Origin of the sequence: Thermobifida fusca YX (assembly GCF_000012405.1) — a bacterium.
Lineage (GTDB): Bacteria > Actinomycetota > Actinomycetes > Streptosporangiales > Streptosporangiaceae > Thermobifida > Thermobifida fusca.
In genome coordinates, this window is record NC_007333.1 from 1,437,495 (window position 1) to 1,462,785 (window position 25,291).

The 25,291-nt window shown below is 64.9% G+C and carries 18 protein-coding genes, 1 tRNA gene and 1 CRISPR repeat array; of the genes, 12 read left to right on the forward strand and 7 right to left on the reverse strand.

Annotation, left to right across the window (positions count from 1 at the left end; genetic code table 11):
* The first annotated feature begins 53 nt into the window (after positions 1–53).
* The 5 genes from TFU_RS06170 to TFU_RS06190 all read left to right on the forward strand — a co-directional run bounded on the left by TFU_RS06170 (position 54) and on the right by TFU_RS06190 (position 4,491).
* Positions 54–1,166 (forward strand): acyl-CoA dehydrogenase family protein, encoded by a 1,113-nt coding sequence (locus TFU_RS06170; RefSeq protein ID WP_011291681.1) that lies wholly within the window; start codon positions 54–56, stop codon positions 1,164–1,166.
* A 102-nt stretch (positions 1,167–1,268) separates the two neighbouring features.
* Positions 1,269–2,087, forward strand: coding sequence for an SDR family oxidoreductase (locus tag TFU_RS06175; protein WP_011291682.1), 819 nt, complete (start codon positions 1,269–1,271; stop codon positions 2,085–2,087).
* Positions 2,084–2,767, forward strand: a complete 684-nt coding sequence (locus TFU_RS06180) for an NADPH-dependent FMN reductase (RefSeq protein WP_011291683.1) — start codon at positions 2,084–2,086, stop codon at positions 2,765–2,767. Before TFU_RS06175 ends, TFU_RS06180 begins: the two co-directional genes overlap by 4 nt.
* On the forward strand, positions 2,757–3,230 hold the full coding sequence (locus TFU_RS06185) for a hemerythrin domain-containing protein (RefSeq protein ID WP_011291684.1): 474 nt from the start codon (positions 2,757–2,759) through the stop codon (positions 3,228–3,230). The genes TFU_RS06180 and TFU_RS06185 overlap by 11 nt, the downstream gene beginning before the upstream one ends.
* 586 nt (positions 3,231–3,816) lie before the next feature.
* Positions 3,817–4,491 (forward strand): winged helix-turn-helix domain-containing protein, encoded by a 675-nt coding sequence (locus TFU_RS06190; protein ID WP_227480851.1) that lies wholly within the window; start codon positions 3,817–3,819, stop codon positions 4,489–4,491.
* 1,056 nt (positions 4,492–5,547) lie between these two features.
* On the opposite strand, the gene TFU_RS06195 is transcribed toward TFU_RS06190, so the two are convergent.
* Both TFU_RS06195 and TFU_RS06200 read right to left on the reverse strand, forming a co-directional pair.
* Positions 5,548–5,621: transfer RNA gene (locus tag TFU_RS06195), tRNA-Pro, on the reverse strand.
* 217 nt (positions 5,622–5,838) lie between these two features.
* Positions 5,839–7,020: an epoxide hydrolase family protein gene (locus TFU_RS06200; RefSeq protein ID WP_011291686.1), complete on the reverse strand. Its 1,182-nt coding sequence runs from the start codon at positions 7,018–7,020 to the stop codon at positions 5,839–5,841.
* A 241-nt stretch (positions 7,021–7,261) separates the two neighbouring features.
* Between TFU_RS06200 and TFU_RS06205 the strand changes: the two genes are divergently transcribed.
* Positions 7,262–7,723: a VOC family protein gene (locus tag TFU_RS06205; RefSeq protein WP_011291687.1), complete on the forward strand. Its 462-nt coding sequence runs from the start codon at positions 7,262–7,264 to the stop codon at positions 7,721–7,723.
* A gap of 36 nt (positions 7,724–7,759) precedes the next feature.
* On the opposite strand, the gene TFU_RS06210 is transcribed toward TFU_RS06205, so the two are convergent.
* Positions 7,760–8,119, reverse strand: a complete 360-nt coding sequence (locus TFU_RS06210) for a hypothetical protein (protein ID WP_016188557.1) — start codon at positions 8,117–8,119, stop codon at positions 7,760–7,762.
* A 617-nt stretch (positions 8,120–8,736) separates the two neighbouring features.
* Between TFU_RS06210 and TFU_RS06215 the strand changes: the two genes are divergently transcribed.
* Positions 8,737–9,663: an SDR family oxidoreductase gene (locus tag TFU_RS06215; RefSeq protein WP_011291689.1), complete on the forward strand. Its 927-nt coding sequence runs from the start codon at positions 8,737–8,739 to the stop codon at positions 9,661–9,663.
* An 83-nt stretch (positions 9,664–9,746) separates the two neighbouring features.
* Here TFU_RS06215 and TFU_RS06220 read toward each other — a convergent pair whose 3' ends face one another.
* Complete coding sequence (locus tag TFU_RS06220) at positions 9,747–10,112, reverse strand: hypothetical protein (protein WP_011291690.1); 366 nt, start codon at positions 10,110–10,112, stop codon at positions 9,747–9,749.
* A 756-nt stretch (positions 10,113–10,868) separates the two neighbouring features.
* Here TFU_RS06220 and TFU_RS06230 point away from each other — a divergent pair.
* From TFU_RS06230 to TFU_RS06240, 3 genes are all read left to right on the forward strand, one after another.
* Positions 10,869–12,338, forward strand: coding sequence for a helix-turn-helix domain-containing protein (locus tag TFU_RS06230; RefSeq protein WP_016188560.1), 1,470 nt, complete (start codon positions 10,869–10,871; stop codon positions 12,336–12,338).
* A 61-nt stretch (positions 12,339–12,399) separates the two neighbouring features.
* Complete coding sequence (locus TFU_RS06235) at positions 12,400–12,834, forward strand: hypothetical protein (RefSeq protein WP_173668179.1); 435 nt, start codon at positions 12,400–12,402, stop codon at positions 12,832–12,834.
* Between the two features lie 949 nt (positions 12,835–13,783).
* Entirely contained in the window at positions 13,784–14,230 is a 447-nt protein-coding gene (locus TFU_RS06240; protein ID WP_011291694.1) for an ATP-binding protein, read from the forward strand.
* A gap of 245 nt (positions 14,231–14,475) precedes the next feature.
* Here the strand turns inward: TFU_RS06240 and TFU_RS06245 are convergent, their stop codons facing one another.
* On the reverse strand, positions 14,476–15,291 hold the full coding sequence (locus TFU_RS06245; RefSeq protein WP_338010693.1) for a helix-turn-helix domain-containing protein: 816 nt from the start codon (positions 15,289–15,291) through the stop codon (positions 14,476–14,478).
* A 682-nt stretch (positions 15,292–15,973) separates the two neighbouring features.
* Here TFU_RS06245 and TFU_RS06250 point away from each other — a divergent pair.
* Positions 15,974–16,180 carry a hypothetical protein gene (locus TFU_RS06250; RefSeq protein ID WP_016188561.1) on the forward strand — a complete coding sequence of 69 codons (207 nt, stop codon included), beginning with the start codon at positions 15,974–15,976 and terminating at the stop codon, positions 16,178–16,180.
* Between the two features lie 380 nt (positions 16,181–16,560).
* On the opposite strand, the gene TFU_RS06255 is transcribed toward TFU_RS06250, so the two are convergent.
* Both TFU_RS06255 and TFU_RS06260 read right to left on the reverse strand, forming a co-directional pair.
* Positions 16,561–17,535, reverse strand: coding sequence for a sporulation protein (locus TFU_RS06255; RefSeq protein ID WP_011291697.1), 975 nt, complete (start codon positions 17,533–17,535; stop codon positions 16,561–16,563).
* Positions 17,536–18,024: 489 nt separating this feature from the next.
* Positions 18,025–18,513, reverse strand: a complete 489-nt coding sequence (locus TFU_RS06260) for a DUF4383 domain-containing protein (protein WP_011291698.1) — start codon at positions 18,511–18,513, stop codon at positions 18,025–18,027.
* A gap of 437 nt (positions 18,514–18,950) precedes the next feature.
* Positions 18,951–23,008: direct repeats of the CRISPR family, unit length 29 nt; unit sequence GTGCTCCCCACGCACGTGGGGATGGTCCG.
* A 977-nt stretch (positions 23,009–23,985) separates the two neighbouring features.
* Between TFU_RS06260 and TFU_RS06265 the strand changes: the two genes are divergently transcribed.
* A complete protein-coding gene (locus tag TFU_RS06265; protein ID WP_016188562.1) occupies positions 23,986–25,176 on the forward strand; it encodes a cytochrome P450 family protein in 1,191 nt (396 codons plus the stop codon).
* The last annotated feature ends 115 nt before the right edge of the window (positions 25,177–25,291 follow it).

Below are 25,291 nucleotides of genomic sequence, written 5' to 3' on the forward strand. Positions count from 1 at the left end.
CTAGCATCAACCCGTCGGCGAAAGTCGCCGCACCCTTTCCGAAGGGATGCACGATGCCCTCTGCCGCAGACCGACGCCCCCCAATCGAACAGCTCACCGCCCTCGCTTCCGCTACCGCAGCCCAAACTGACCTGGATCGACGCGTACCCCCCGAGACCATCGACCTCCTCACCGACGCCGGCTTCTTCCGCTGGTCAGTGCCGGCCGACTACGGCGGAGCCGCAGGTTCCTTCACCGACCTGGCCCGCCACGTGGTCCACCTGTCCCGGCACTGCCCCTCCACCGGGTGGCTCGCCTCGCTCTTCGGGCACTCCGGCCGCTACGTCGCCTGCCTGCCTGAAGAAGGCCGGAAAGAAGTGTGGGGCAGCAGCCCCGACGTCCGGATCGTCAGCGTCGTCAAACCGCTCGGCCGCGCCACCCGCGTAGCGGGCGGCTGGCGCCTGAGCGGCCGGTGGACCTACGCCAGCGGGGTGGAGTACTCCGACTGGGCCCTCCTCGCCGGGCCCGCGCAAGGACCCGGATCCGATGGCGGCCCACCGCGCTTCTTCGCTGTCCCGCGCAGCGACTACACCTACGAGGACACGTGGCACACCCTGGGCATGCGCGGGACGGGAAGCCACGACATCGTCATCGACGACGCCTTCGTCCCCGACCACCGCACCTGTCTTCGCGAAGACGCCATGCAAGGGCGCACCGCGGAAGGGGACCGCCGCTACGCACCCACCCGGGCCGTCAACGGCCTCACCTTCGTCACCCCCGCGCTGGGGGCTGCGCTCGGCGCACTCGACGCGGCCCTGCCCCTGCTCAAAGGCCCCGCAGCCGGCCCCCGGGCAGCCTCACACCAGGCGTACCAGATCGCCTACGCCCGCGCCGCGGGACAGATCGACGCGGCACGTCTCCTTCTGGACCGGGTCGCCGAAACCGCAGACGCAGGCCGGTTCACCCCCGAACTCGTGCAGCGGAGCAGGCGAGACTCCGCCCTCGCCCTGGAAATGCTGACCTCTGCCGTCGACGCGCTCGCCCGCACCGGCGGTACCCGCGGACAGGCCGACAGCCACCCCTTGCAGAGGTACTGGCGCGACGTCCGGTCCGTGTCCGGACACGCGGTCATGCAGTTCGAACAGGCCGGTCTCGCCTACACGCAGAGCCTTCTTGCCGCAGGCTGACCCCCTTTTCCAGCACGGGGCCGCCGCACCACAACAGCAGCATGCGGGAAGAGCGGCCCCCGTTGACGGTGCGATGAACCCACAAGGAAAGGCAGAGAGACCATGATTTTGGTGACCGGGGCGACCGGGCATGTAGGACGGCCGCTCACCCAGATGCTGGTCGACGCCGGGGCCCAGGTGCGGGCGGTGAGCCGGACCCCGGAGAAGGCGGCCCTGCCGCCTTCCGTCGAAGTCGTGCCGAATACCGACCCGCCGCTGGACGGTGTGGAAGCAGTCTTCATCAACCTCGCTGCCCTCCCGGAAGGACCGGAGAAAATCGTGGCCCGCGCCAAAGAGGCGGGGGTGCGACGCCTGGTCGGCCTCTCGTCCTACTCCGTCCTCGACGACAATCCCCGCAACGCGATCGCTGTCCGCCACCGGGAGCTCGAACGGGTCGTCGTGGACAGCGGCCTGGAATGGGTGCTGCTCCGCCCTGCGGGCGGGTTCGCCACGACCGCCCTGGAATGGCGGGACCAGATCCGCGAGCGCGGCGTGGTCCGCGGGCCGTTCGCCCGAGCCCACTCCGCTCCCCTCCACGAAAAAGACATCGCCGAGGTGGCGGCTCTTGCCCTGCTCACCGACAAGCTGCTCGGCACCCGGCCCATGTTCAGCGGCCCCGAGTCGGTGACCTATGAGGAGCGGGCACGCCTGATCGGGGAAGCCCTGGGCCGCGAGATCGTCTTCGAAGAGATCTCCGCGGAAGAGGCCGTGGAGGAGTGGGTGCGCGCAGGAATCCCTCTCGGAGCGGCCCGGGCGCGGATCCACATGTTCGCGCAGCTTGTCGACCGCCCCCACGAGATCTCCCCGCTGGAACCCATCACGGGTAAACGGGGCCGGACCTTCGCCCAGTGGGCGATCGACCACGTCGGTGATTTCAGGTGATCTCCCGGACAGGTCGGCCCACCGCGGGGCATGCCGAGGGGAGCAGACGCGAGCCTCCCCTTCGCCTCGTAGTGGTGGTGGCGAGCGCGCGCAAAGGCAGAAACGGCGGGTGCGTCGCACAGTGGTTCCTGGAGCAGACCACGGGGCGGTCCGAGCTGGAGGTCGACACGGTGGACACCGCGGTCTTCCCGCTGCCGCCTGAACCGCACCGCGACCCCGACCCCACAACAGTCCAAGTGCTCTCTCGGCTGACTCCACGGCTGCGCCGCGCAGACATGTTCGTGTTCGTCGTCCCCGAATACAACCGCAGCTTTCCCGCTTCCGTGAAGTCGCTGATCGACTGGCACACCGCAGAGTGGGAGGCCAAGCCCGTGGGTTTCGTCTCCTACGGGGGCAGGTCTGGCGGGCTGCGCGCGGTGGAGCACTTGGGACAGGTCTTCACGGAACTCCACGCCGTCACTGTCCGGAACACCGTGAGCTTCCACAGTGTCGAGGAGCAGTTCGACTCGGAGGGACGCCCCAAGTCCCCCGAGGCTTGTGCAGTCGCGGCTCAGAACCTGCTCGACCAGCTCGTGTGGTGGGGGAGGGCGCTGCGTCGCGCTAGGGAAGAGAGCCCTTACCGGGGATCCGCCCGCGATATCCGCTCACAGATGATTGAGGAACCCCAATATGTCCGATAACGCCAAGGTTCGGTTTGGCGACAAGCTCGTTCAGGTGCACAACGAGCTGCGCTCGTGGATTCGCGCCATCCAAGAAGAGATCGAGGAATTCCTCGACGAGCGCGACAAGCTGGACTCGGGAGAGAAAACCGTCCCGACCCTGGCGTACCAGTTGCGTAAGAATTGCCTCGACTTCTGCCACCAGTTGCACGGACACCACGTCACTGAAGACGAGCGGTTCTTTCCCGCGTTGGAGGAGCAGTTCCCGGAGCTTCGTCCGCAACTAGAACGGATGAGGCAGGAGCACACGGTCGTCGCCGATCTGATCTCTCGAATTAGGGCGACTGTTTCCGAGGCGGGCGACGGAGATGCCGAGAAAACGAAGAAGGAGTTGGCGTCGCTCGTAGCACTCCTGGAGGACCATCTGGACTACGAGGAGAAATACATCGTTGAAGCGATGAACAACCTTCCCTCCACCGTCTGACGACCTGCTGGGGCCGTCAAGCATCAGTAAGGGGTGCAGCTCAGCGTCCGCGCGTCCGCGCAGGCGCTGAGCTTTTCTATTCCGTTGGGGGAGAGGCCAGGAAACGGTGGGGAAGGTACACAGAAAGGCTGTAGTCGAGCGGAAGAGAGCTCGATAGAAGACGGTGTTTTCAGTGCGCGCTGCAGGTTGCTAAACATCATCGACCATTGGTCAGATTCTTGGAACTAATATCATCCACACCTGTCTGATGTTCCGACGTCCGGATCTGGTCTTCTTTCGGAAGAGCTCTGGTTTTTATTGTCTTCTTACGGTCGCTTCCCTAGCGCGCGGAGAATGACCCCTTCTGAGCTTTGATTCCTCGATAGGCGCGCGAAAGATCGAGCTATTTTATCGTTCAGCCAACGTGTGTGATTTATGTCACATTTGGACTCTTTGTGATCAGGATAAGATTTCAAAAGTCCCATATATGAGTTTGGTCATCGTTTGGGTTAGTTGCGAACTTTTGAGTTGAATTTCTTGGTGTACCTCGTCCGCATTCCCTTTGTCAAGAGTGCTCTGATCCGAGGTTGTTGTGCGCGTATTGCTAGTGGACAGTGATCAGGAAATGGTAAGAGCGGTATCGAAAGATCTGCAGGAGGCCGGCTTCGACGTGCGAGCCGCTGCCACGGGAGCGGGAGCACTGGCCCGCCACAGGGAAGCCGACGTCGTCCTCTTGGAGGTCTCCCTTCCCGATCTCGACGGATTCCAGGTCTGCCAGAGGATCCGCTCTCGCTCTTCCGTGCCCATCATTTTCCACAGCGTCAAGGCCACCGAGCGGGACCGCGTGCTTGGACTGAAACTCGGCGCCGACGACTACGTGGTCAAACCCTGCGGCACCTGGGAACTGGCCGCCCGAGTAGAAGCAGTGCTCCGCAGAGCAAGGGTCGCGGAAGTCCGGATTCCCCGGCAGGACCGGGGAGGCGTTGCCGTTGTGGGACCACTGCGCGTCGACCTCAACCAGCGCCAGGTCGAAGTCGGGGGCAGAAAAGTACCGCTGACCTACAAGGAATTCGAGCTGTTACGAGTCTTGATTGAACGCCCTGGGCACGTCGTCAGCCGGGCAGAGATTATGCACAAGGTATGGGGCTACACCCCGGAAAGCGATACGAGGACCCTCGGCGTGCACATGGTCTCCCTGCGAAGAAAGCTCGCGCTGCCGTCGCTGATCGAGACAGTGCGCGGCGTGGGCTACCGGATCACCAGCGAGTTCGCGGCCGGATAGCCGACACACCCCCACCGAGCCCTACCCCTCCGCAGCGTGAAAGCCGGGCGAGCCTCCCCAAGCTTCGGAAGAGCGGTCCAGCGGATCAGCGCAGAGCCCATCGAAAAGCTCTTCCCGCCAGGCAGGGAGTGCTGAGCACACCAGGGGCAGACCCGGCAGATTCCCGAAGCACCCAGGCACGCGGCCATAGCGGAACGCACCGGCGACCAGAACAGGAGAACACGAGAGTGCCGAGCCGAGTCCGCCCCCAGACTGAAGGGGAACAGCAACGATTCCATGCGGTCCCACACCACGTTCTTCCGGCAGTTTCGATTGGACGCGCCGCGAGTGGACCGAGTATTGAGGAATCCTGCGAAGCTGCGAGACCGGGAGCAGCAGCCTCGTGACCCTCTGGCGTCCGTCTGGCGACGTGCGCGAGCGTAGCCGGGGCATCCGGTGGACACGGGCCGGGCAGCAGGGACGACAACGGGACGGCGGGCACCATGCACCGCGCTGATGGCCGCACCAGCGTAGGGTGCTCTCCACGGCAGCAGGTGCCCTCCGGCAGCACCAGGGCGGCCCAGGGCACAAGACCGACGTCTCAGAGTCACTGGTGTTCCAGGGCAGCGGAGTCCACGGCAATACGGTTGGAAGGCACTCAGCGCCCCGAAGGCTGAGGGGACCTTGCCGTGGGGATGCCGAGGCGGAGCTGCCCGGGCTGGAATGGTGACGACGAACAGATCGGTCCACGATGCGCCTGCCGACCGCTGCGGATCACCGCCCTAGGCGAGGCCCTGGGCAGTCCACTGCCTTGGATCTCGGAAGCTGCTTGTCCCTGGGGGACGGGCGTCTCTTTCACTGCTGCCCCACCCCACCGGGCAGGAGCCCGTCACATCCAATATGTGATGTCGCTCACAAATCGTGCTGGCGGGGGAGAGAAGCCTGCTGCCTGCACAACCGGTACGCCAGACCTCCCGAACCTGCACCGACCACGAGACAACCGGGACATCCGATGCCCGAACACGTGTGAAGGCCCGCCACCAGTTCCGGTAGCGGACCTTCACACCGTGTCTTCTGTCGGGACGGCGGGATTTGAACCCACGACCCCTTGACCCCCAGTCAAGTGCGCTGCCAAACTGCGCCACGTCCCGGTGGCGGTCGCTTCCGCTCGCGCCAACGGCTTTAACTGTAGCGCATTGTGCGGCATGGTCGTAACAGCATCGGGCGCGCATCGCGAAGCTGATACCGGACAGTGGCCCGCGCGGGCTGCCGAGGCCGCTCTCCTACGCCGACCCGTGCCGGTCACAGTTCCTGGGCTGCGGCACGAGAGGGCGCAGCCGGACCTGGCTGTCTTGCACGACCCAGCGCTCACCCGGCGGCGACGGCACGCAGCGACCGGAAGAATTCGCGGATGTCGTTGAGGAACAGCTCCGGCTCCTCCAACGCAGCAAAATGCCCGCCTCGGTCCGGGACATCCCGCCAGTGCACGATCGTGTTCGACTCCTCCGCAAACCGGCGGATCCCGATGTCGTGCGCGAACTGGATGGCGCCGGTGGGCACTCCCGAGTTGCGGGACGTCTCCTCTGGTGCGCCCTGGTGGGCATAGCCCACATACGCTGCGGATCCCGCGCAGCCGGTGAGCCAGTACAGGGAGGCGGTGCCGAGCACAAAGTCCCACCCGAGAACCTGCTCGGGCAGGGCTTCGGGCGGATAGGTCCAGGACCGCAGCGTGTCGATAATCCACGCGAGCTGCGCGACCGGGCTGTCGGCCGCCATCACCCCGATGAGGCCGGGGCGGGCGGATTGCAGGGCCACGTAGCCGAGCCCCGAATTCAGGAACTCGCCGATGCGGCGCATCCGGTCTTGCTCCAGCGGGGAGAGGGCAGCGAAGGCCTTCTCGTCCATGTCCCTGGCGACGTTGCCGAGCGCCCCGTTGACGTGCACTCCGATGACCCGGTCCGGGGCAAGCCGTCCGATCTGCGGGGCGATCGCGGCACCGAGGTCTCCGCCTTGGACAGCGAAACGCTCATAGCCGAGCCGGTCCATGAGGGTAAGCCACGTGGCGGCGATCCGGCTGATCGTCCAGTCGGTGCTGTAGAGGGGAGTGGAGAACGTGAAGCCGGGCAGTGACGGGATCACCACGTCGAAAGCGTCCGCTGCGGTGCCGCCGTACGCTTCGGGGTCGGTCAGCGGGCCGATCAGGTCCACGAATTCCAGGAATGAGCTCGGCCAGCCGTGGATGAGAAGCAGGGGAACCGATCCGGGCACGGGCGAGCGGGCATGGATGAAGTGGATGATCTGCCCGTCGATAGGGGTAGTGAAGTGCGGGAGGCGGTTCAGGCGGGCTTCGAAGGAGCGCCAGTCGAACTGCCGCCATTCCTCGACGAGGGCGCGTAAGTAGGAGAGCGGAACGCCGGTGCTCCAGTCGTCGCCGGGAAGGGGATGTGGATACCGAGGTGCCTGCAGTCGGAAACGCAGGTCGGACAGGGTCTCTTCGGGGATCGCGATACGGAACGGCGTGAGAGCCGACTCGTCGTGTGAAGGACGCATAGCCTTCTTCTTCCAGCGACAGCGGCCGAGCTATGTCCTGAATTGTCAAATTTTGTGAAATTCGAGCGTGGGATGGTGGCTTCAGAGCCTCTCCGCTGCGGAATTCAGGCAGGACACGCCGCACAGACCTGGGAGAACCCACAGCAGGCCAGAGGCGGCCGGCGTGCCCTCCGTCCCCGCCGGAACCCGGGCCGGGCACGGCCGCCGTTGATTGTCAGCAGCGGAGGGTAGAAAGAGGCCCATGGCCACACCGGTGCATTGGAAACTCGTCATCGACGCGCATGATCCGCACGCCCAAGCGGACTTCTGGGCGGCCGCGCTCCACTACGAGGTGGAAGACAACAGCGCACTCATCGAGCAGCTCCTCGACCAGGGCGTCGTGTCACCGGAGATCCTCACCGAGCACCACGGACGGCGCGCCTGGCGGGACGCGGCAGCAATCCGGCACCCTGACGACCCTTACGATCCGCACAGCGGCACGGGGCTGGGACGCCGTGTGCTCTTCAACCGGGTGCCGCTCGCCGAGAAGAAGACCACGAAGAACCGCGTCCACATCGACCTGCACCCTCCGCGGGGAGAGCGGGATGCGGAAGTGGCGCGGCTGCGTGGCCTGGGAGCCCAGGTCTACCGGCACGTCAAAGAGGCGAGCGGCGAGTGGGTGGTGATGACCGACCCGGAAGGCAACGAATTCTGCGTGCACTAGCCCGGTGCGGGGAGCTACCCAGTGGTGCCGGACCGGTCAGCCGTCGGGCTCTTTGCTCTTGCTCACGTGGTGGAAGGGGCACGGCACCGGCAGCGAAAAAGAGAAGTAGACGAGTCCTCCCACTGCAGTGGGAAGCGCGATGAGACCCCAGCGCCACTCCGCTGTCCACGCCCACAGGCACAGGAATGCCACGGTTGTGGCCATGAGCAGCATGGACATCCACCAGAAGGGGCCTTGCGGCCGGATTTCCGGCTCTTCTGCCTGGTTGAGCAGGAGCATCGCCCGGTCCGCGTCAGCCTGGGTGACGGGGCCGCCGTCCGCGCGCGTCACGATCAGCATGGTCGGCTGACCGTCGAATACGGGATGGACGGCCACCTGCCAGAGCAGTGGGCTCATGATGTCTCCAATGAGGATGCGGCGCAGAGGTTCATCCCCGTTGACCACTCGCTGGAGTGCGGGGTGCCAGGGTGCGTTCTTTCCCCGCAAGAAGCGATTGACGCGTAAGGTAATACCCTCCCTACTCTGCGTTAGACAATTCTTTCGGTGGCGTGGCACAAGTGTGGGGCGGAAGAGTGCAGCAGTGTCCGGATTGTCAGCACGAGCGCTGGACTGAGGGGAGTGGCCAGGGGAGTCGTGCAGGAAAGGACTGCTGGGACTGGGCTGTGCGGAGTATCGGAATGGAGCGGGCTCTTTTCCTGCCATTCGCGGGATAAAAAGGACAAATCGTGATCTACACCATAAAGGTGAAGTTTGATTGTGATCCATCCGAATATCAGACGAAGAACGTCCATCATCCCTCACCTGCCGCCCGCCACGACACGCGGACTGCGCTCCCTGTCCGGACAAGCGATCTGTCTTTACCGAGAAAAACCATGGTCCCCGAGGGTGCAGTGGTCGTCCCGCTTAACAGTCCTGCCTAGGGGTAGCGGACAGGTGTCCTTTGCCGGACACCGGTGGAGGCGCCGTCCCACTCGTCAGGGAAACCCAGTCCTCCCCACCTGAAGGCAGGCCCCATGAATCACGGAACACCATCCCCGCTCCACGGAAAAGTCGCTCTCGTCGCCGGAGCCACCCGGGGCGCGGGCCGGGGAATCGCGGTCGAACTCGGCGCCGCCGGAGCCACGGTCTACGTGACAGGGCGTACCACGCGCACCCGGCGCTCGGAGTACAACCGCCCTGAAACCATCGAGGACACCGCCGACCTGGTCACCGCCGCGGGCGGCCACGGCGTTGCGGTGCCAACCGACCACCTGGTGCCTGACCAGGTCCGCTCCCTTGTGGAGCGGATCAGTAGCGAACAAGGACGGCTTGACATCCTCGTCAACGACGTGTGGGGCGGTGAACTCCTCTTCGAATGGGATGTGCCTCTTTGGGAGCACAACCTGGACAACGGCCTGCGGATGCTGCGGCTAGGCGTGGACACCCACGCCATCACCAGCCACTATGCGCTGCCGCTGCTCTTACGCCGCCCCGGCGGCCTCGTGGTCGAGGTCACCGACGGCACTGCTGAGTACAACGGCTCCCATTACCGCAATTCATTCTTCTATGACCTTGTCAAAACGGCGGTATTGCGCATGGCCTTTGCCCTCTCCCGCGAGATTGGGCCGCGCGGGGCGACCGCGGTGGCGGTGACCCCTGGGTGGCTGCGGTCCGAGCTCATGCTGGACGCCTACGGGGTGACGGAGGAGAACTGGCGGGACGCCCTTGCCCAGGAGCCGCACTTCTGCATCTCCGAGACGCCGCGCTATGTGGGGCGGGCCATTGCTGCCTTGGCCGCTGACCCCGACGTTGCCCGCTGGAACGGGGCATCCCTGTCCAGCGGGCAATTAGCGCAGGTCTACGGCTTCACCGACCTTGACGGCAGCCAGCCGGATGCCTGGCGGTACCTGGTCGAGGTCCAGGACGCGGGAAAACCTGCTGACCCCACCGGGTACCGCTAGACCGCTGTCTCCTACCGTTCCGGAGGCACGGTCGGTCAGGCACTGCCTGGACAACCGCTGTCACCGTCGCCACGGCAGCCCGGTCACAGTCGGCGAAGGCCTTCCAGCACTCGCTCGAGCAGGCGGCGGTCGACACAGGGAGGAGGCGTGTCCACGACCAGGGCAGCCTCCCGCAGCAGCTCGACCAGCATCGTGACCTTGGCCAGCGGTATACCCGAGTCGAGCGCCAAATCCAGCACCCGGGTTCCGGCAGGACCCGCGCGCAGACAGGACGCGTACACCACGGCCGCGGGACGCGGCAGGTCGGTGGGCAGGGGCATGCGCGGATCGTGGACCCGCACCGAGTGGAGTTCGGTCACCGGGGGGCGGGTCCGGCGCCGCCGGCCCACATAGCCAGAGGCCCCGAGGGGACGGTACTCCGGGAGTCCGGTGCCGATCTCCCACCGCATCGCGGTACTCCGCCGTCTCCGAGGAAGCGAAGGCAATGGGGCGGAAGGACAACCGTTCTCCCGGTGCCACGCCACCGCAGGATGGTGGACTGGTCCGAAGAGTTCGTGGACACGGTTCCCGGTCTGGGCTTCGGGTGACCTGCCGCCGCGCATGGTTCCTCTTCCTTTTAGTCCTCGAAGAGAGCAGCGTCTGGTTTCCGGTTGCGCCGCCCTCCCTATTGAGCGGGATGCGGCCCTCCCCAGTCGAGAGGGGGGAAACAGACATCGCTCATCGTCGGAAACTCCGATTACTCGGTACGCCGGTTTCCCCGGCCCGAAACATCCCCGAACAAAACAGAACACTTTGCAACGCGTTGGACCGGGGAAGCCCAGGAAACAAAGGTTCTGTAGGGCAACAGCGGCAACCCGACTGACCGTGAACCGCAGTAATCGCTGGTCCGACCCCACAACACGGAATGTCAAGAGACAAGAAGCAGCACAGAAAAAGCTGTCGCCACGGTCGAGAACCAGGCGGTAAGAAGAGACCGGGACATGCCTCGGCTTAGGAAATCTTCGAGGCCAGCACGGCACAATCAACCGGCATTAACGCTGATGAAAGGAGTGCTGCCGCCGTAGAAGCCCGATGCGGGGCCCGGAATCGGCGCTGCCCCGCTCCACCGGGCATTCCCCACCCCTTAAGTGGACCGATTCTCCCCCAAAGGGGATCCTGAATCCGACAACGTGTCCAGCCGTCTCTCACTCGCGGAGGAGGAACCGGTGCCTCGACCCCCCAAGCCGCTGCGGCCTGAGCGGTCCCCCGCCGACTGGTTCGGCGCGGAGCTGCGGTACTGGCGTGAACACCGGAAACTGACTCAGCGGGAACTCGCGCAACGTGTATGGGTCAGCACGAGTCTGGTTGGACGCATCGAAGTCGCGGAACGCTCCTGCCCACCCGATTTAGCGCGACGTTTCGACGAAGTTCTCGAAACCGGGGGAGTGCTCAGCCGCGCGCTGCGTTTGATCAATGCAACCGAAGGGGATTCCGACACAAAGTCAGAGAAGGGCGGAAAAACGGCCGATCCCCCAGCCAGAAATCCGCTCTCCGGGTCTTCCCGTGACCTGTGCCCGGCAGCGGGAACGATCCGTGACATCGCTGAAACCACGGTGAATGACCTGATGAAACGCAGAGACGCGCTGGCAGCAGGCGGTGCGCTAGTCGTCGGAACGGCGCTGACAGAAACATTGGAACGCTGGCTGGTTCCCCTCCGCAAACCAGTCACGCGGCAATCCGGCGCCCCAGAGGAAACAGAGCTCGAACGGATCGAAGCCGGAGTAGCCGCCTTGCGGCACTGGGATGACCGGTGGCGGCTGGGCATCAGCCGCAAAGCCGTGGTGGCCCAGTTGTCCGAGGTCGCAGACATGGCTGGAGAGATCCGGTCCGCAGCAATCCAACCCCGCCTCTTCCTCGCCATGGCCGAGCTTTCCCGCATTGCGGCGGCAATGTCCTATGACGAGGGCGACCACCCCAGCGCACAGAAGTACTACACGCTCTCCCTGCGCGCCGCACACCAGGCAGGACCGGACTACGAGCTGTACGGGGTGGGAGTGCTCGCCGATATGGCCCGGCAGATGCTTGACCTGCACCGGCCCCAAGACGCGTTGGAGATCTCCCGGCTCGCGTTGGACGGGGCGCGCACCCGCAAAGCACCCCCCGCGATGATGTCCATGCTCTACACCCGGGAAGGCTGGGCCTATGCCCGGATGGGACGCGTCCAGGCCTACCGGCGGACAGTCGCGCAGGCAGAAGAAATGCTCGAAAACGACACTGCGGAGCCGCTCCCCGAATGGGTGCGGACCATCGACCGCGCAGAACTGTCCGGGGTGGTGGGCGCACGCTACCGGGACCTCGCGCAAAACCAAGACGATCCGGCAGCGAAACGGAAGAACGCCGAAGAGGCACTCCACTACATCACGCAGGCACTGGAGCTGCGGCCGCCCACCCGGCGCCGCAACCAGGCATTCGACCTCATCGGCCTGGGGCGCACCTATCTGCTGCTCAACGAGCCGGTAGAGGCCGCCAATGCGGTCTGTAATGCTGTAGCCGTCGCAGGAGGGCTGAGGTCAGGCCGGGTACGGCGGCGCCTCCAGGACTGGTATCGGGAAGCCGAACCGTTCCGCAGGGAACCGGTGGTGGCGGAACTACGCGAGGAATTGTCCCGTACGCTCCTGGCCAAGAGTCAAACGTGATGAAGGGGATGCAGGAGTGCGAATTGGGATTACCGGGCATTCCAACCTGACTGCCGACAGCATGGATCTGGTGCGCCAGGCACTGACTGAGGCGCTTACGCCTTACGCGGACGGTGAGCTTGTCGGGGTCTCCTGCCTGGCCCGCGGCGCTGACCAGCTTTTCGCTGAAGCAGTCTTGGCTGTAGGCGGGCAGTTGGAAGTAGTGCTGCCGTCCGCGGACTACCGGGAGACCAAGGTGAAACCGGACAACTTGGAACAGTTTGACCGGTTGCTGGTCCGCTCGAGCCTGGTGCGCTACATGTCGCACCTGACTGCGGGCAGACAGGCCTATGAGGATGCGAACGAGGCGGTGATCGGCAGCGTCGACCGGCTCTTCGCGGTGTGGGACGGCCAGCCCGCTTCCGGGAAAGGCGGCACCGCGGACGCGGTGGCGGCTGCCCGGGCCAGGGGCGTGCCGGTGGATGTCATCTGGCCGGAAGGAGCGCGCCGCGAGTAATCATTTTTTCGGTTGTTCGGGAGCGTTCCCACGGCCTGGAGACTCTTCGACGCGAAAAGTCAAGGCCTTGAAACCGACAATGTGCTCCCGGGCCGAGGGGTGCTGAGCGGAAACTCCGCGCCTCAGAAAGGAATGCGACGGTTTGCCGTCCGCCGCCGTGGGCGGCAAACCGTCCAGCCGCCTACGATTCCACTGTGCCGGCCGCGGTCAGCCCAAGACGGTCCTTCACGCGTCTTCCGCCGCCCGGCACGCTCGCCTCCTCCCGAGTGACCGGCGAGAACGCCGCCACCAGCGTGCTCCGCCGCGACAGTTCGGCCCTACCCCGAGACATTTGCCGGGAGGTTAAAAGCCCCACGGTGGCCGAGGCCAGCACACGCACGGCCCCTACCCTGCACCAGCCGGGACAGCGGTACCTGTCCGCCATTCCCGAAACGGAAGGCTCACGTCTTCACAAAGGCTATCTGAACCCGCGCTCTCTGACCGTCGAATGGATCAGGAACTTCCGTTGCGAAGAGCTCCGGAAGCGCAGAGAAAAGATATCGGCCAGCGCATCCGCCACCCCGGACGAAAGAAAAGTCGTTTTCCCGGTTTCGGGAAAGCAATGTCAGAAAAAGGAGCTCTCTCGCTTTTCAACGAGTAAGAATACGCGTAGCGTGATAGTCGTCCTCTGCGGCGGGGGAGAGCAGTGTGGCTGCGGAGATCCCACAGCCCTGCCTGCTTCCGGGAAAACCACGGAACCGGCCTAGGGCGAACCCTGCCGACCAGGGCGTCACACGACCGCAATGCCGGGGCCCCAGCCGAAGACGGCACGAGGACGCCTCGCCCCGCCTGAGCACATGATGGGGGATGCGATGGTCAAGGTTGCCTGCCACGTGTCCGAATCACCACACGCGCACCACCGAACGCTCCGTCTCCTCTCCGCCACCTCTACCGAAGGAGCGGTGGCAGGATGAACGTATCCTCCACGGCCTTCGCCGGTAGCCCGTACAGCGTGGCTGAAGCCCGCGCATTCGTCACCGCATGCTTGCGGAGCAACCCGTACACCTTCGTCCCTGACGAGGTAGTGGAACGAGCCGAACTGATCACCTCCGAACTCGCGACGAATGCGCTCCGCCATACCCGGTCCGGGGACCCGGGAGGCTCCTACGAGGTCCATGTCGCCGTGGAACACTCCGAGATCCGGGTGGAAATCCACACCCGGGAGCCCCGGCTGCCCCACACCGTGCCGCACGTGGTGTCCCGCGCGAACGATCCCACTCGGATCACCGGCCGCGGCCTCTACCTCGTCGACCTGCTCGCCACCCGCTGGGACAGCCTGGCACCCCCCTCCAAAGGCGTCTACTTCGTCCTCCACTGGAAAAACACCGTCGACTACCCTCTCGCCAGACGCGATTGAGGCTCCCAATGCCGGGGACTACCGGCAGGGAAGGACCACCCCAGCAGGGGGTGAGTCCGCTCGCGCGTGCAGGCCAGGAACCCGACGGGGGCCGCGGCCAAGCGCAAAAAGCTCCTATCACCCAACCTTTGCGCGCAGCTATCCGCGGGAGCACCCCGGGGATACAGTGCCGCAGCGGTCCGGCTGGCCGGGGAACCCTTAGGTAGTCCGTCACGGACGTACCGCAGCAGTCTGCACACTGCGCGTCACAGCTTTTCGTGGAGCTGGGCCATCAGCCTGCGGGAACAGCCCAATGGGAGGGCCGCACCCCGCAAGTCGGAGAACAGTTGGGAATAGTCCTCCACCGCTTCCGGATCGTCCGTGGGCTTTCCTGCCCGGCGAGTCTCCACGTACAGGACCGGGTTCTTCCAGGGAACCGTGAACAGCGCAAAACCGTTCGACAGCCCCGGATGGTGCTCACTGTCGTACGGCACCACCTGGATCGACACGAACGGCCGCGAACTCTCCTGCAGCAGATGGCCGATCTGGCGGCGCATGACCTCACGGCCCCCCGTGGGGCGGCGCAGCACCCCCTCGTCCACGACCACGATCAAGCGGGGCGGCCGCTCCTGGTCGAAGATCGCTTTACGTTCCATCTGCCCCCGGACCAGCTCCTCGATTTCGGCTGGAGTGGCCCGGGGATGGCTGACCCGAAGGATGTGCGCGGCATACTCTTCGGTCTGCAGCAGACCCGGCACCATGAGCGGGTGGTAGACCCAGATCTCGGAGGCCGCCCGTTCCAGGTCGGCCACCTGCTCATACCAGGGCGGCAGACCGGCCCCCCGAGACCGGTCCCACAGCTCCGTCAACGTGCCGGGTATGCCGAGCGCGGCGTCGATACGTTCCACATGGTCCCTTTTGATGCCGCGTGTGCCGCGCTCCATCGCGCTCAGCATGGTCGGCGAAAGAGCAACCAGCTTCGCCAGCTCTTCCTGGGAAAGTCCAGCGTGTTGCCGGTGCTCCCGAATCTTCTGTCCGATCTTTACCCAAGGGCCCCCGTCTTTCTGCACACCTTTCCTCACTTCTGCACTGATTCAGCACAGTTGATCGTCGTGTCGGACTTAGTGCTTCACTTTAGTCAAACTCATGGAAAGCAACTGCAGGTTTGGGAATGGTGAATAGCGAAGGCGCGAGCGGAAACGCTTTCTCCGCTCCAACCTTCGCAAACATTCCTCATTCGGAATAACGGTGACAAACCAGGAAAACTCTTCGAAAGTGTCGTCGGCTAGGGGGTGACTCGTGGATTACGACGCTGCCTGCACCAGGCCCCACCTGCCCCGCGGCCGTCGCCCGCGCGGCCCGACCCAGCACACCAAGCGGTGATGGGAACTGTCTGTCCTTGCCCTTGACCGCCGCACCTCAGTCTCCGCGCGGCAGGCAGCACACACCCACTGCGTCGAAAACAGTCCACCCACCGTCCGCTGACACCACCCGCAACCATGCCCGCCACGAATACGACCTGACCCCTGCCGGGAAGCCTCCGCTGACCCGGACTGCTCCACCGCAGCCGAGGAACTCAGCTTTCCCCTGCTGGGCCGACAACATCCCCTCCTCGTGATGGCCCGGCCAATTCCTGGACGGGCGTACCGCCTCCTCCCCGGTACGCCCGCCCGGGGCAACCGTCACCTCACCTCTGCGGGAACGGATCATCCTTCTCCCCTCCCGGCACCCGTCCCCGCCCATCGGCCCTACTCAGGCACACGTATGAACCACATCGACCACCCCGTAACCCTGTACGCCGGACCGTTAGACGGCCTCGTCATGCCCGCCGCTGAACTGGAGGAGCTCGTTCGGGAGTACTGCGGCGACCGCCTCGTCTTCCTCTCCTGCTTCGGAGTGAGCGGCCTCTACCAGGAGCAGGACGGCCAATGGGTCTACGCCGCTCCGGGACTGCTCGACAAGAAGCGGTGAACAGCATCCCCGCCCCACGCCTGGCATAGGCCCCATCCGCTCCCCAGAGAGACACGCCAGCGCTGCAGACCGTATTCTGGACCAAAAATGACCGGAATAGGCGCGGGCCTTGGTGGATGCCGTCGCCGCACCCACCATCGAAAGGAGAAACCCCACCCCAACCACCAGGTTTCGTGGGGATTCCCAAGAGTGTTCCCCCTTGCGCGGGGAGGGTGGACCGGCCCCAGGCAACACCCGGTGAAGCACTCTCGCCGCTGCGAGGCCCGCACCGAGCAGACCGCCGGTCCACCCCCGCGACCTGTGGAGCGGATCAGGGTTCGACCTGATGAGGGAAAGCCGAACCCTGATGTCTGCACCACCGAGGAAAGCGGGAACGCTTCCTAGTCGTCGTCATCGTCCTCGAAAACCTCGCCGATGGCGTCCATGATTTCACCCGCCACGTAACCGGCAGCCATACCCCCGATGACCCCCATGGCGACCCCGCCCAAGCCGCCCCCACCACTGTGGTGCTCCGGATGTCCGTAGCCCGGCGGGGGATAGTGGCCGGGATGTCCGTGGCCGTAACCACCGAAAAGGCTGCGGTGCTGGGACAACGACTGGGCAACCCACGAGTCGACCTGCGCCACCCAGTCCACGCGGTCGACATCAGCGTGTGAAGCCCGGAACCGGCCGTAGATGTCCGCACCCTCGGTGAACAGCCCACCGCGCTTGTCGAACTCGATGATCACGTCGACGCCCTCCGGGTCGGCGACGAAACTCACCTCGACCTCGTTGATCTCGTGGGCGTAGCGCGGCGAAGGGTGGAACTCGATTTCCTGGAAGAACGGGAACTGCTGCGCAGTGCCCACCAGGTGCCCCTGCTCCAAGTCCATGTGCTTGAGCACGAAACCGAGCCGGGCGAACGCGTCCAGGATCCGGTCCTGGACAGGAAGCGGATGGATGAGCACCGGGTCCAAGTCGCCCTTGTCGACGGCGTGGGCAATGGCCACATCAGTCCGCAGCCCCACCCTGGCCCCCGGAAGCGGGCCCCCGCCCGCCGCGGTGATCGGTGCCTGCCACGGCACCGGGTAACGGAACGGAATGGAATGGCGCTGCCCAGGCCCGAGCGGGAAGGCGCCGGTCACCGGGAAACGGGCGAACTCGACGCGGGAAACCCCTTCGGTGTCCCCGGCCTCCACTTCCACGGCCGAGGCGAGACACACGCTGATCTCCTCAATGAGCACCTCACTCTCGCCCCCGACCAGTTCAACAGTCCCCTCCAGAAACTCGCCGGGCCGAGTGTGGGGGGAACGCAGCACCGTGTCGACGCTGGGGCCTCCCACCCCGAAAGCCGTAAGCAAACGCCTGAAAACCATGCTGTCCTTTTCAACAGGTAGAGAAACGTTCGCGGCGATCACCGCGGCCTCACCGGGCGCGGCACCGTAACGCCATGGGAGACGTTCCGGTCCAGCGGAGAGTTCCACTAGCGTGAACGTTAAAGGAGACCACAGAAAGCACTATGCCGACAACTCCAAGTTATTGCAGCTCAAAAGCGCTTTTGTGGGGGTGAGGCAAGGGAAGGGGAGCAGAGCGCCCCGGTGCAGCGAGACACCCGCTCCCTTTTTCTGCAGGACCGTTATGCGGTATTGGGCCTAGCGCTATCAGACAAACTGCGGCCGGACGAAGAACAGAAGCCGTGGACAACGGCCAACAGTATTCCCTCGCCGGTGCTGCTCAATACCCCGTGACCCCACGTCGCCGGCACAGCGCACCCTCGGTTGAGGACATCCCCACCCCGGTCAGAGCGGTGGGCACACTGCTGTCCCACTGGTGGATGCGCTCGAAGAACCCCGAACAGTCACCGGCTACTCCGGAACGCCGCGCCCGGGCCGCACCACGAAGTAGAACGAGAGCATCAACGTGCTCACCAGGAACCGCATCCAGTCGTCGATCCCGTTGAAGGAAATGAAGTTCGCCCAAAACGGGATCGGGCCGAACAGCTTGTCCACAGTCGTGAAGTCAAGCAGTACCCCGAAGAACCACAGGGCCAGGTAGACCAGACCGCCGAGCAGCAGGTACAGGCGCGAAAAACGCGCCCCTTTCCACGCTGCGGCCAACCCGGCAACACCCAAAAACAGGTGCAACAGGTTGTGCAGCACCGACACCTGGAACACGCCGAGCAGTCTCGCTTCCGAGTAGTGCCCGGACAAGGCCATCGAAGAGTAGTCGCTGGTGACACCTGGGATGAACCCGAGAATCCCGGCCAGGAGGAACAGGCCGCCCATCACACCAGCGGCAATCCGGGCGGGGCGCCGTGTTGCGTCAGCAACTTCCCGTGTCCGTTCCAGCAGCATGGCGACCTCCCATGTCGACTAGCCTTCCCTCTACCCGGCGGCCACGCTGAAACACGGTCGTCCCAGGGCTGGCCTTTCGGAGGCGAGACCAGGACGTCTGCGGACAGCAGACAGTCCCAGGAGCATTGCGAGGATGCCAACGTCGCTTTCCCCGCCAGTGATCTGGCGGCAGGCAGAACGACGCGCTTCCACCGGACAGTCGGTTGCCGTCGCCGCAGGCCGATGGGTTTGCACCCCGCCTCAACCTAGAAAGACTGTCCCGGTCCTGCTGTGATGAATCCCAGCGGAGGGCAAGGCCCGGCCAGTGTCAGGCAATTGGCTGCCCAGAGCAGAGATTCCGGCTAAATTGACCTATGCGAGCGGTGGGCCGAACCTCCTGATACCCAGAAGATTGATAACGAGAAGATAACGCCCTCTAAAGCTGCAGGTCATCTTCTGTGCTCCCCACGCACGTGGGGATGGTCCGCCTCTGCCGTTGGGGCCACCCTGGGGTCTGGGGTGCTCCCCACGCACGTGGGGATGGTCCGTGGAGGACTCGGGAGCGGGGGAAACGGCGACGGTGCTCCCCACGCACGTGGGGATGGTCCACGGCCGGGAGTTGCCGCTCCCGGCCTGACCAGGTGCTCCCCACGCACGTGGGGATGGTCCGTGGGCGGGCAGCCGCAGATGGCAGGGCGTGCAGTGCTCCCCACGCACGTGGGGATGGTCCGGCCTGGCTACGGAACTTGGCTGAGCGCGGCTAGTGCTCCCCACGCACGTGGGGATGGTCCGCAGGTCTACCGCGGCCGTGGGATCTGCCTGGAGTGCTCCCCACGCACGTGGGGATGGTCCTCCATCGGTTAGGGGGGAACTGGTTCTCCCCAAGTGCTCCCCACGCACGTGGGGATGGTCCGGCCAGCTAAAAACAGGGCCGCCCAACCGGGCGGTGCTCCCCACGCACGTGGGGATGGTCCGAGCTCATACAGCGCTGACAACGTTGCGTGCGTGTGCTCCCCACGCACGTGGGGATGGTCCGGCCAGCTAAAAACAGGGCCGCCCAACCGGGCGGTGCTCCCCACGCACGTGGGGATGGTCCGAGCTCATACAGCGCTGACAACGTTGCGTGCGTGTGCTCCCCACGCACGTGGGGATGGTCCGCTAGGTGGGCAGCCCACAGCGGCCGCAACCCCGTGCTCCCCACGCACGTGGGGATGGTCCGTTTCTCGGTGCCCAGTCTCGGAGGCGGATCATGTGCTCCCCACGCACGTGGGGATGGTCCGGAAACGTGGTACTAGGGTTTCTGCGGCACTGGGTGCTCCCCACGCACGTGGGGATGGTCCGTGTCAGCGACCTGGATGTGTGAACGAGGCCACGTGCTCCCCACGCACGTGGGGATGGTCCGGATGTCCGGTGCTTCGTCGAGATAGGCGCGCCGTGCTCCCCACGCACGTGGGGATGGTCCGCGCGGAGTGGGGATGGCATGCGGGGGAGCACGGTGCTCCCCACGCACGTGGGGATGGTCCGGTCGAATTCGGCCCTCCATCCTGGTCCGTCGAGTGCTCCCCACGCACGTGGGGATGGTCCGTCTATTCCGACGACCGGGGTATCCTTCAAATTGTGCTCCCCACGCACGTGGGGATGGTCCGTCCACCCGCACGACGACAGGGAGGCGTGGCGAGTGCTCCCCACGCACGTGGGGATGGTCCGGCACGTCTAGAGGCGCTGCGCGCTCTGATGGTGTGCTCCCCACGCACGTGGGGATGGTCCGTAACAACAAGGGCTGCTCCTATCCCGCATGGGGTGCTCCCCACGCACGTGGGGATGGTCCGCCGGACGTCCTGCCACTGTTCCGCCCCCGCCCGTGCTCCCCACGCACGTGGGGATGGTCCGGGTCGCGCCACCGTGACGGCCGTGGTGGCTGTGTGCTCCCCACGCACGTGGGGATGGTCCCAGGACGACGCCCACGGACGGGGCGCCGTCCTCGTGCTCCCCACGCACGTGGGGATGGTCCGGCGACACTGTTGTGATCGGCACGGGTCGTGGCGTGCTCCCCACGCACGTGGGGATGGTCCGAATCGCGGGAGTCAGAACGGAAAGTAGACGCCGTGCTCCCCACGCACGTGGGGATGGTCCGTTGTGACACCGATACCCGCGCTGGCCGGCCGTGTGCTCCCCACGCACGTGGGGATGGTCCGAGCCCACTGTCCCACTTGAGCTGATCCAGCAGGTGCTCCCCACGCACGTGGGGATGGTCCGGGGGAGTGGAAACGCCAGCCGCAATCCATGTTGTGCTCCCCACGCACGTGGGGATGGTCCGTAGACTTTGGTGACTGCCTGGTTGAAGTAGCGGTGCTCCCCACGCACGTGGGGATGGTCCTGGAGGCGGATCAGGCAGCGGCCGAGGTGGCTCGTGCTCCCCACGCACGTGGGGATGGTCCACCGCAACCCCTAGGACACAACGAGACACCCGAGTGCTCCCCACGCACGTGGGGATGGTCCTGAGTTCATCGGCCCATTCGAGTACGACCCGGCGTGCTCCCCACGCACGTGGGGATGGTCCGCCCGGAGACGTTTTCCAGTCCGGGGACACTCGGTGCTCCCCACGCACGTGGGGATGGTCCGGCGGAGAAGTGGGCCGCGGCCGCAGTGGGTCTGTGCTCCCCACGCACGTGGGGATGGTCCGCCTGTCCCCGCGTAGCCGCGCCCCGCGCTCCCGTGCTCCCCACGCACGTGGGGATGGTCCGATCTCTTCGCCCTCCCAGGCGGCCCAGGAGATGTGCTCCCCACGCACGTGGGGATGGTCCGGTTTCCGAGTGAGGGAGAACCCGCATGACCCGGTGCTCCCCACGCACGTGGGGATGGTCCGTTCACCGGCCCCGAAACCGGTTTCGGCCCCGGTGTGCTCCCCACGCACGTGGGGATGGTCCGCCGAGCGCCGCCTCGGCGAACTCCAGATCAACGTGCTCCCCACGCACGTGGGGATGGTCCGAGCCCGGGCCCGCACGGGCCGGCCGTCGACGCGTGCTCCCCACGCACGTGGGGATGGTCCGACTACGTCTTCGGGCGCAGCAGCGCCGCACACGTGCTCCCCACGCACGTGGGGATGGTCCGTTTTCACACCCTAGGCTTTCCCCTTGCCTCCCGTGCTCCCCACGCACGTGGGGATGGTCCGACCTCCACGCCGATGCCCTCACGGCGGAGCTCGTGCTCCCCACGCACGTGGGGATGGTCCGGTTTCCGAGTGAGGGAGAACCCGCATGACCCGGTGCTCCCCACGCACGTGGGGATGGTCCGTTCACCGGCCCCGAAACCGGTTTCGGCCCCGGTGTGCTCCCCACGCACGTGGGGATGGTCCGCCGAGCGCCGCCTCGGCGAACTCCAGATCAACGTGCTCCCCACGCACGTGGGGATGGTCCGAGCCCGGGCCCGCACGGGCCGGCCGTCGACGCGTGCTCCCCACGCACGTGGGGATGGTCCGACTACGTCTTCGGGCGCAGCAGCGCCGCACACGTGCTCCCCACGCACGTGGGGATGGTCCGTTTTCACACCCTAGGCTTTCCCCTTGCCTCCCGTGCTCCCCACGCACGTGGGGATGGTCCGACCTCCACGCCGATGCCCTCACGGCGGAGCTCGTGCTCCCCACGCACGTGGGGATGGTCCGTCGCTTCCCCGGGGGCGCGACGGCCGCGCCCCGTGCTCCCCACGCACGTGGGGATGGTCCTGGGCTAGTCGACCCCGGTGGCTGAGACGACGAGTGCTCCCCACGCACGTGGGGATGGTCCTCCGTCAGTTAGGGGGGAACTGGTTCCCCCCATGTGCTCCCCACGCACGTGGGGATGGTCCGACCGCGCGGAGAAGGTCGTCCAAACGCACTCCGTGCTCCCCACGCACGTGGGGATGGTCCTGGTGGTGTTCCTTTCTGTGGAATGGGGCGGCAGTGCTCCCCACGCACGTGGGGATGGTCCGAGCTCGACGATTCGGGGAGCCAACCTCATCTTGTGCTCCCCACGCACGTGGGGATGGTCCGTTTTACGGACCCCCCAGTGCGGCGAAGGAGGAGTGCTCCCCACGCACGTGGGGATGGTCCGGGCAGGCAAATCAACCTGCAGTCCTAGGCCGCAGTGCTCCCCACGCACGTGGGGATGGTCCTCGCCACCCCCATGCGAACGTTCCGCCGCTGGGGTGCTCCCCACGCACGTGGGGATGGTCCTGTGGAGGGTAGACACCTCGAGTGTCCCCGGACGTGCTCCCCACGCACGTGGGGATGGTCCGAACAGATCCACAGCATGGTCAGCAGACACCTGGTGCTCCCCACGCACGTGGGGATGGTCCTGCGCGGGACGTGATGATCATGGCGACCGTGTGGTGCTCCCCACGCACGTGGGGATGGTCCCGTCTAGAGAGGGCCGCGCAGTATCTACGTGAAGTGCTCCCCACGCACGTGGGGATGGTCCGCATCTCGCCGGGCTTGTACTTGCCTCGCTTGAGTGCTCCCCACGCAGGTGGGGATAGTCCGACATGCCTCTAGGTACGAAGGTTCTCGTGGGGTTGCTAGCTGCAGCGCAATAGTGTTCTTGTTGTTCGTGGCTGGGTGCGCTGCCGCTATCGTCTCTCTACCTGATAATCCCGACCGGGGACAATGAGAGCTCGACCGAAACGCCTACTCCGCCAACTGAGTCACCGAGTCCGGAACCCAGTTGAGGAACCCAAAACGGGAGATGATCCTGAAGAGATCGGTTTGAAGAACTTGGGTTTCCTCTAAATCCTGAAAGTGTGGTGCACAGTGATTATCTAAATGCTGTGCGCGAGATTGTGCGGGGTTGCGGCCCTCGATGCAGATTCGATTGTGGCCTGTCGCCTAGATGTGTGTTGGATTTTTCTAGACGAAGGAGAGAGAATCTTGGCGCTATATTGAACAGGTCTAGCTGTACGAAGACTTCAATTACGGGGCCATGCTGACTTTGCTGGAGGAAGTAGAGCAACTGCTAGATGTAGTGCATGAGCATCTCTATCCCTGCTGGTGAGCCAGGCGTGAACCCGTCCTGCTGTCCGCAGCAGGACAGGGAAAACAAAGTTTGTTCGTATAGTTAATGACGTATTTCTATGACTGTTGAGCAGCACAGTCCCTGTCCTTTTACGATGTGACATTCCTCAGTCACTCGGTATGCTCTCAATTCTTGAGAACTTACGCCGGTGCGCATCCAAGAGTCTGGCAAGCGCTGCCCTGAATTCATGTGTTCAGTGGCGAGTCCTCCTCTTAGCTTCGCTGACGTTTCCGTTGAGTGGACAACGTCTGGTTTGTTGGCGTAGCTATCGCTGATCCGCAAGCCAAATGTTTCGTTGGGTTGCGCTTTCCTCAATAGATGTTGATGATCGTCAGCAGTCTATTCGCAGAGTACAAGATCGAGGGAATTCTTCCTCTTCTGGAGAAAAGGTGCTCGCGCTGGGTAAGAGACTCTCGGCTGTACTTTTCGACCTGCGGTAGGAGTCGCCTTGTCTTCCCCAGCGCCCCAGATTGTGCTTGACACGGAGAGAGGTCTCACGGAGGCCGACATTCACGCCCTTGCTGAGCACGGACCGGTGGTTCGGCTCAGCGTGATGGGGCTGGACGTATGGGCGGTCACCGGCTACGAGGAGTTGCGTACGCTCATGGCCGACCCTGAAGTGAAGCGCGGAGTGGAGCATTGGACTGCCGTGGCCCAGGGCAAGGTTCCGGCAGAGCATCCGCTGGTGAAGCTGGTTTCCATGGGATCGATGCTCAGCAAGAATCCCCCCGAGCACACCCGGCTGCGACGCCTTGTGCAGCATGCGTTCACTACTCGACGCGTGGAAGGGCTGCGCCCGGTCGTGCAGGAGTTGACGCGCGCCTGCCTGGACCGTATTGACGCCTCCCAGCCGTTCGATATCAACGCGGCGCTGTCTCACCCGGTGCCTGTGGGGGTTATCGGTCGTTTGCTGGGGATTCCCGAAACAGATCAGCCTGCTTTGGATTCTCTGGTCACGCGTCTGCTGTCGGGCACCGACGCCACAGTCCACGAAGAGTTGTACGCCTATGTTGCGGCCATGGTGGCGGCTCGACGGGAGCAGCCTGATGACGGTTTGATTAGCGCCCTGCTGCACGTCCATGACGACGACGGCTCCACACTGTCGGAAGAAGACTTGATGTGGACGGTGGTGCTCCTCGTTGATGCCGGGTTTGAAACCACGGTGGGGCAGATCTCCAATTCGGTGCGGTTGCTATTGGAGCATCCGGACCAGCTTGCCCTGGTCACGTCCGGTGAAGTGCCGTGGGAGCGGGCAGTGGAAGAGTGTCTGCGGCATACCGCGTCGGTGGTGATGCTGCCGTTCTGTTTCCCCACTCGGGAGAAGGAATTGGGCGGGTACACGATTGGGGCTGGGGAGCCGGTGATGATGGTTTACGGGGCTGCTAACCGGGACAGCCGGGTCCATGCTGCCCCGAAAGTTTTCGATGTGACCCGCTCGGATAGCCGCCACATCACGTTCGGGCACGGCCCCCACCACTGTTTGGGGGCACCGCTGGCGCGCCTGGAACTCAACGTGGTGCTTCCGGAACTGTTTGCGCGTTTCCCGAAACTGGCGTTGGCGGAGAGGGACATCCCGCGGGTGAAGAGCCTGTTTGTGAACCGTCCCAGCGAATTGTGGGTGACTGCTGGGATGGGCTGACATCCCGACAGCTGAGATTTTCCGCCAGGGGAGGGCCGAGGCTGCAGGCCTGTCTTCGCACGGCTGACGCTCTCCCCGCTGCCGTATCGCAAAGGTGGTGCGGGCGTGCCGCGGG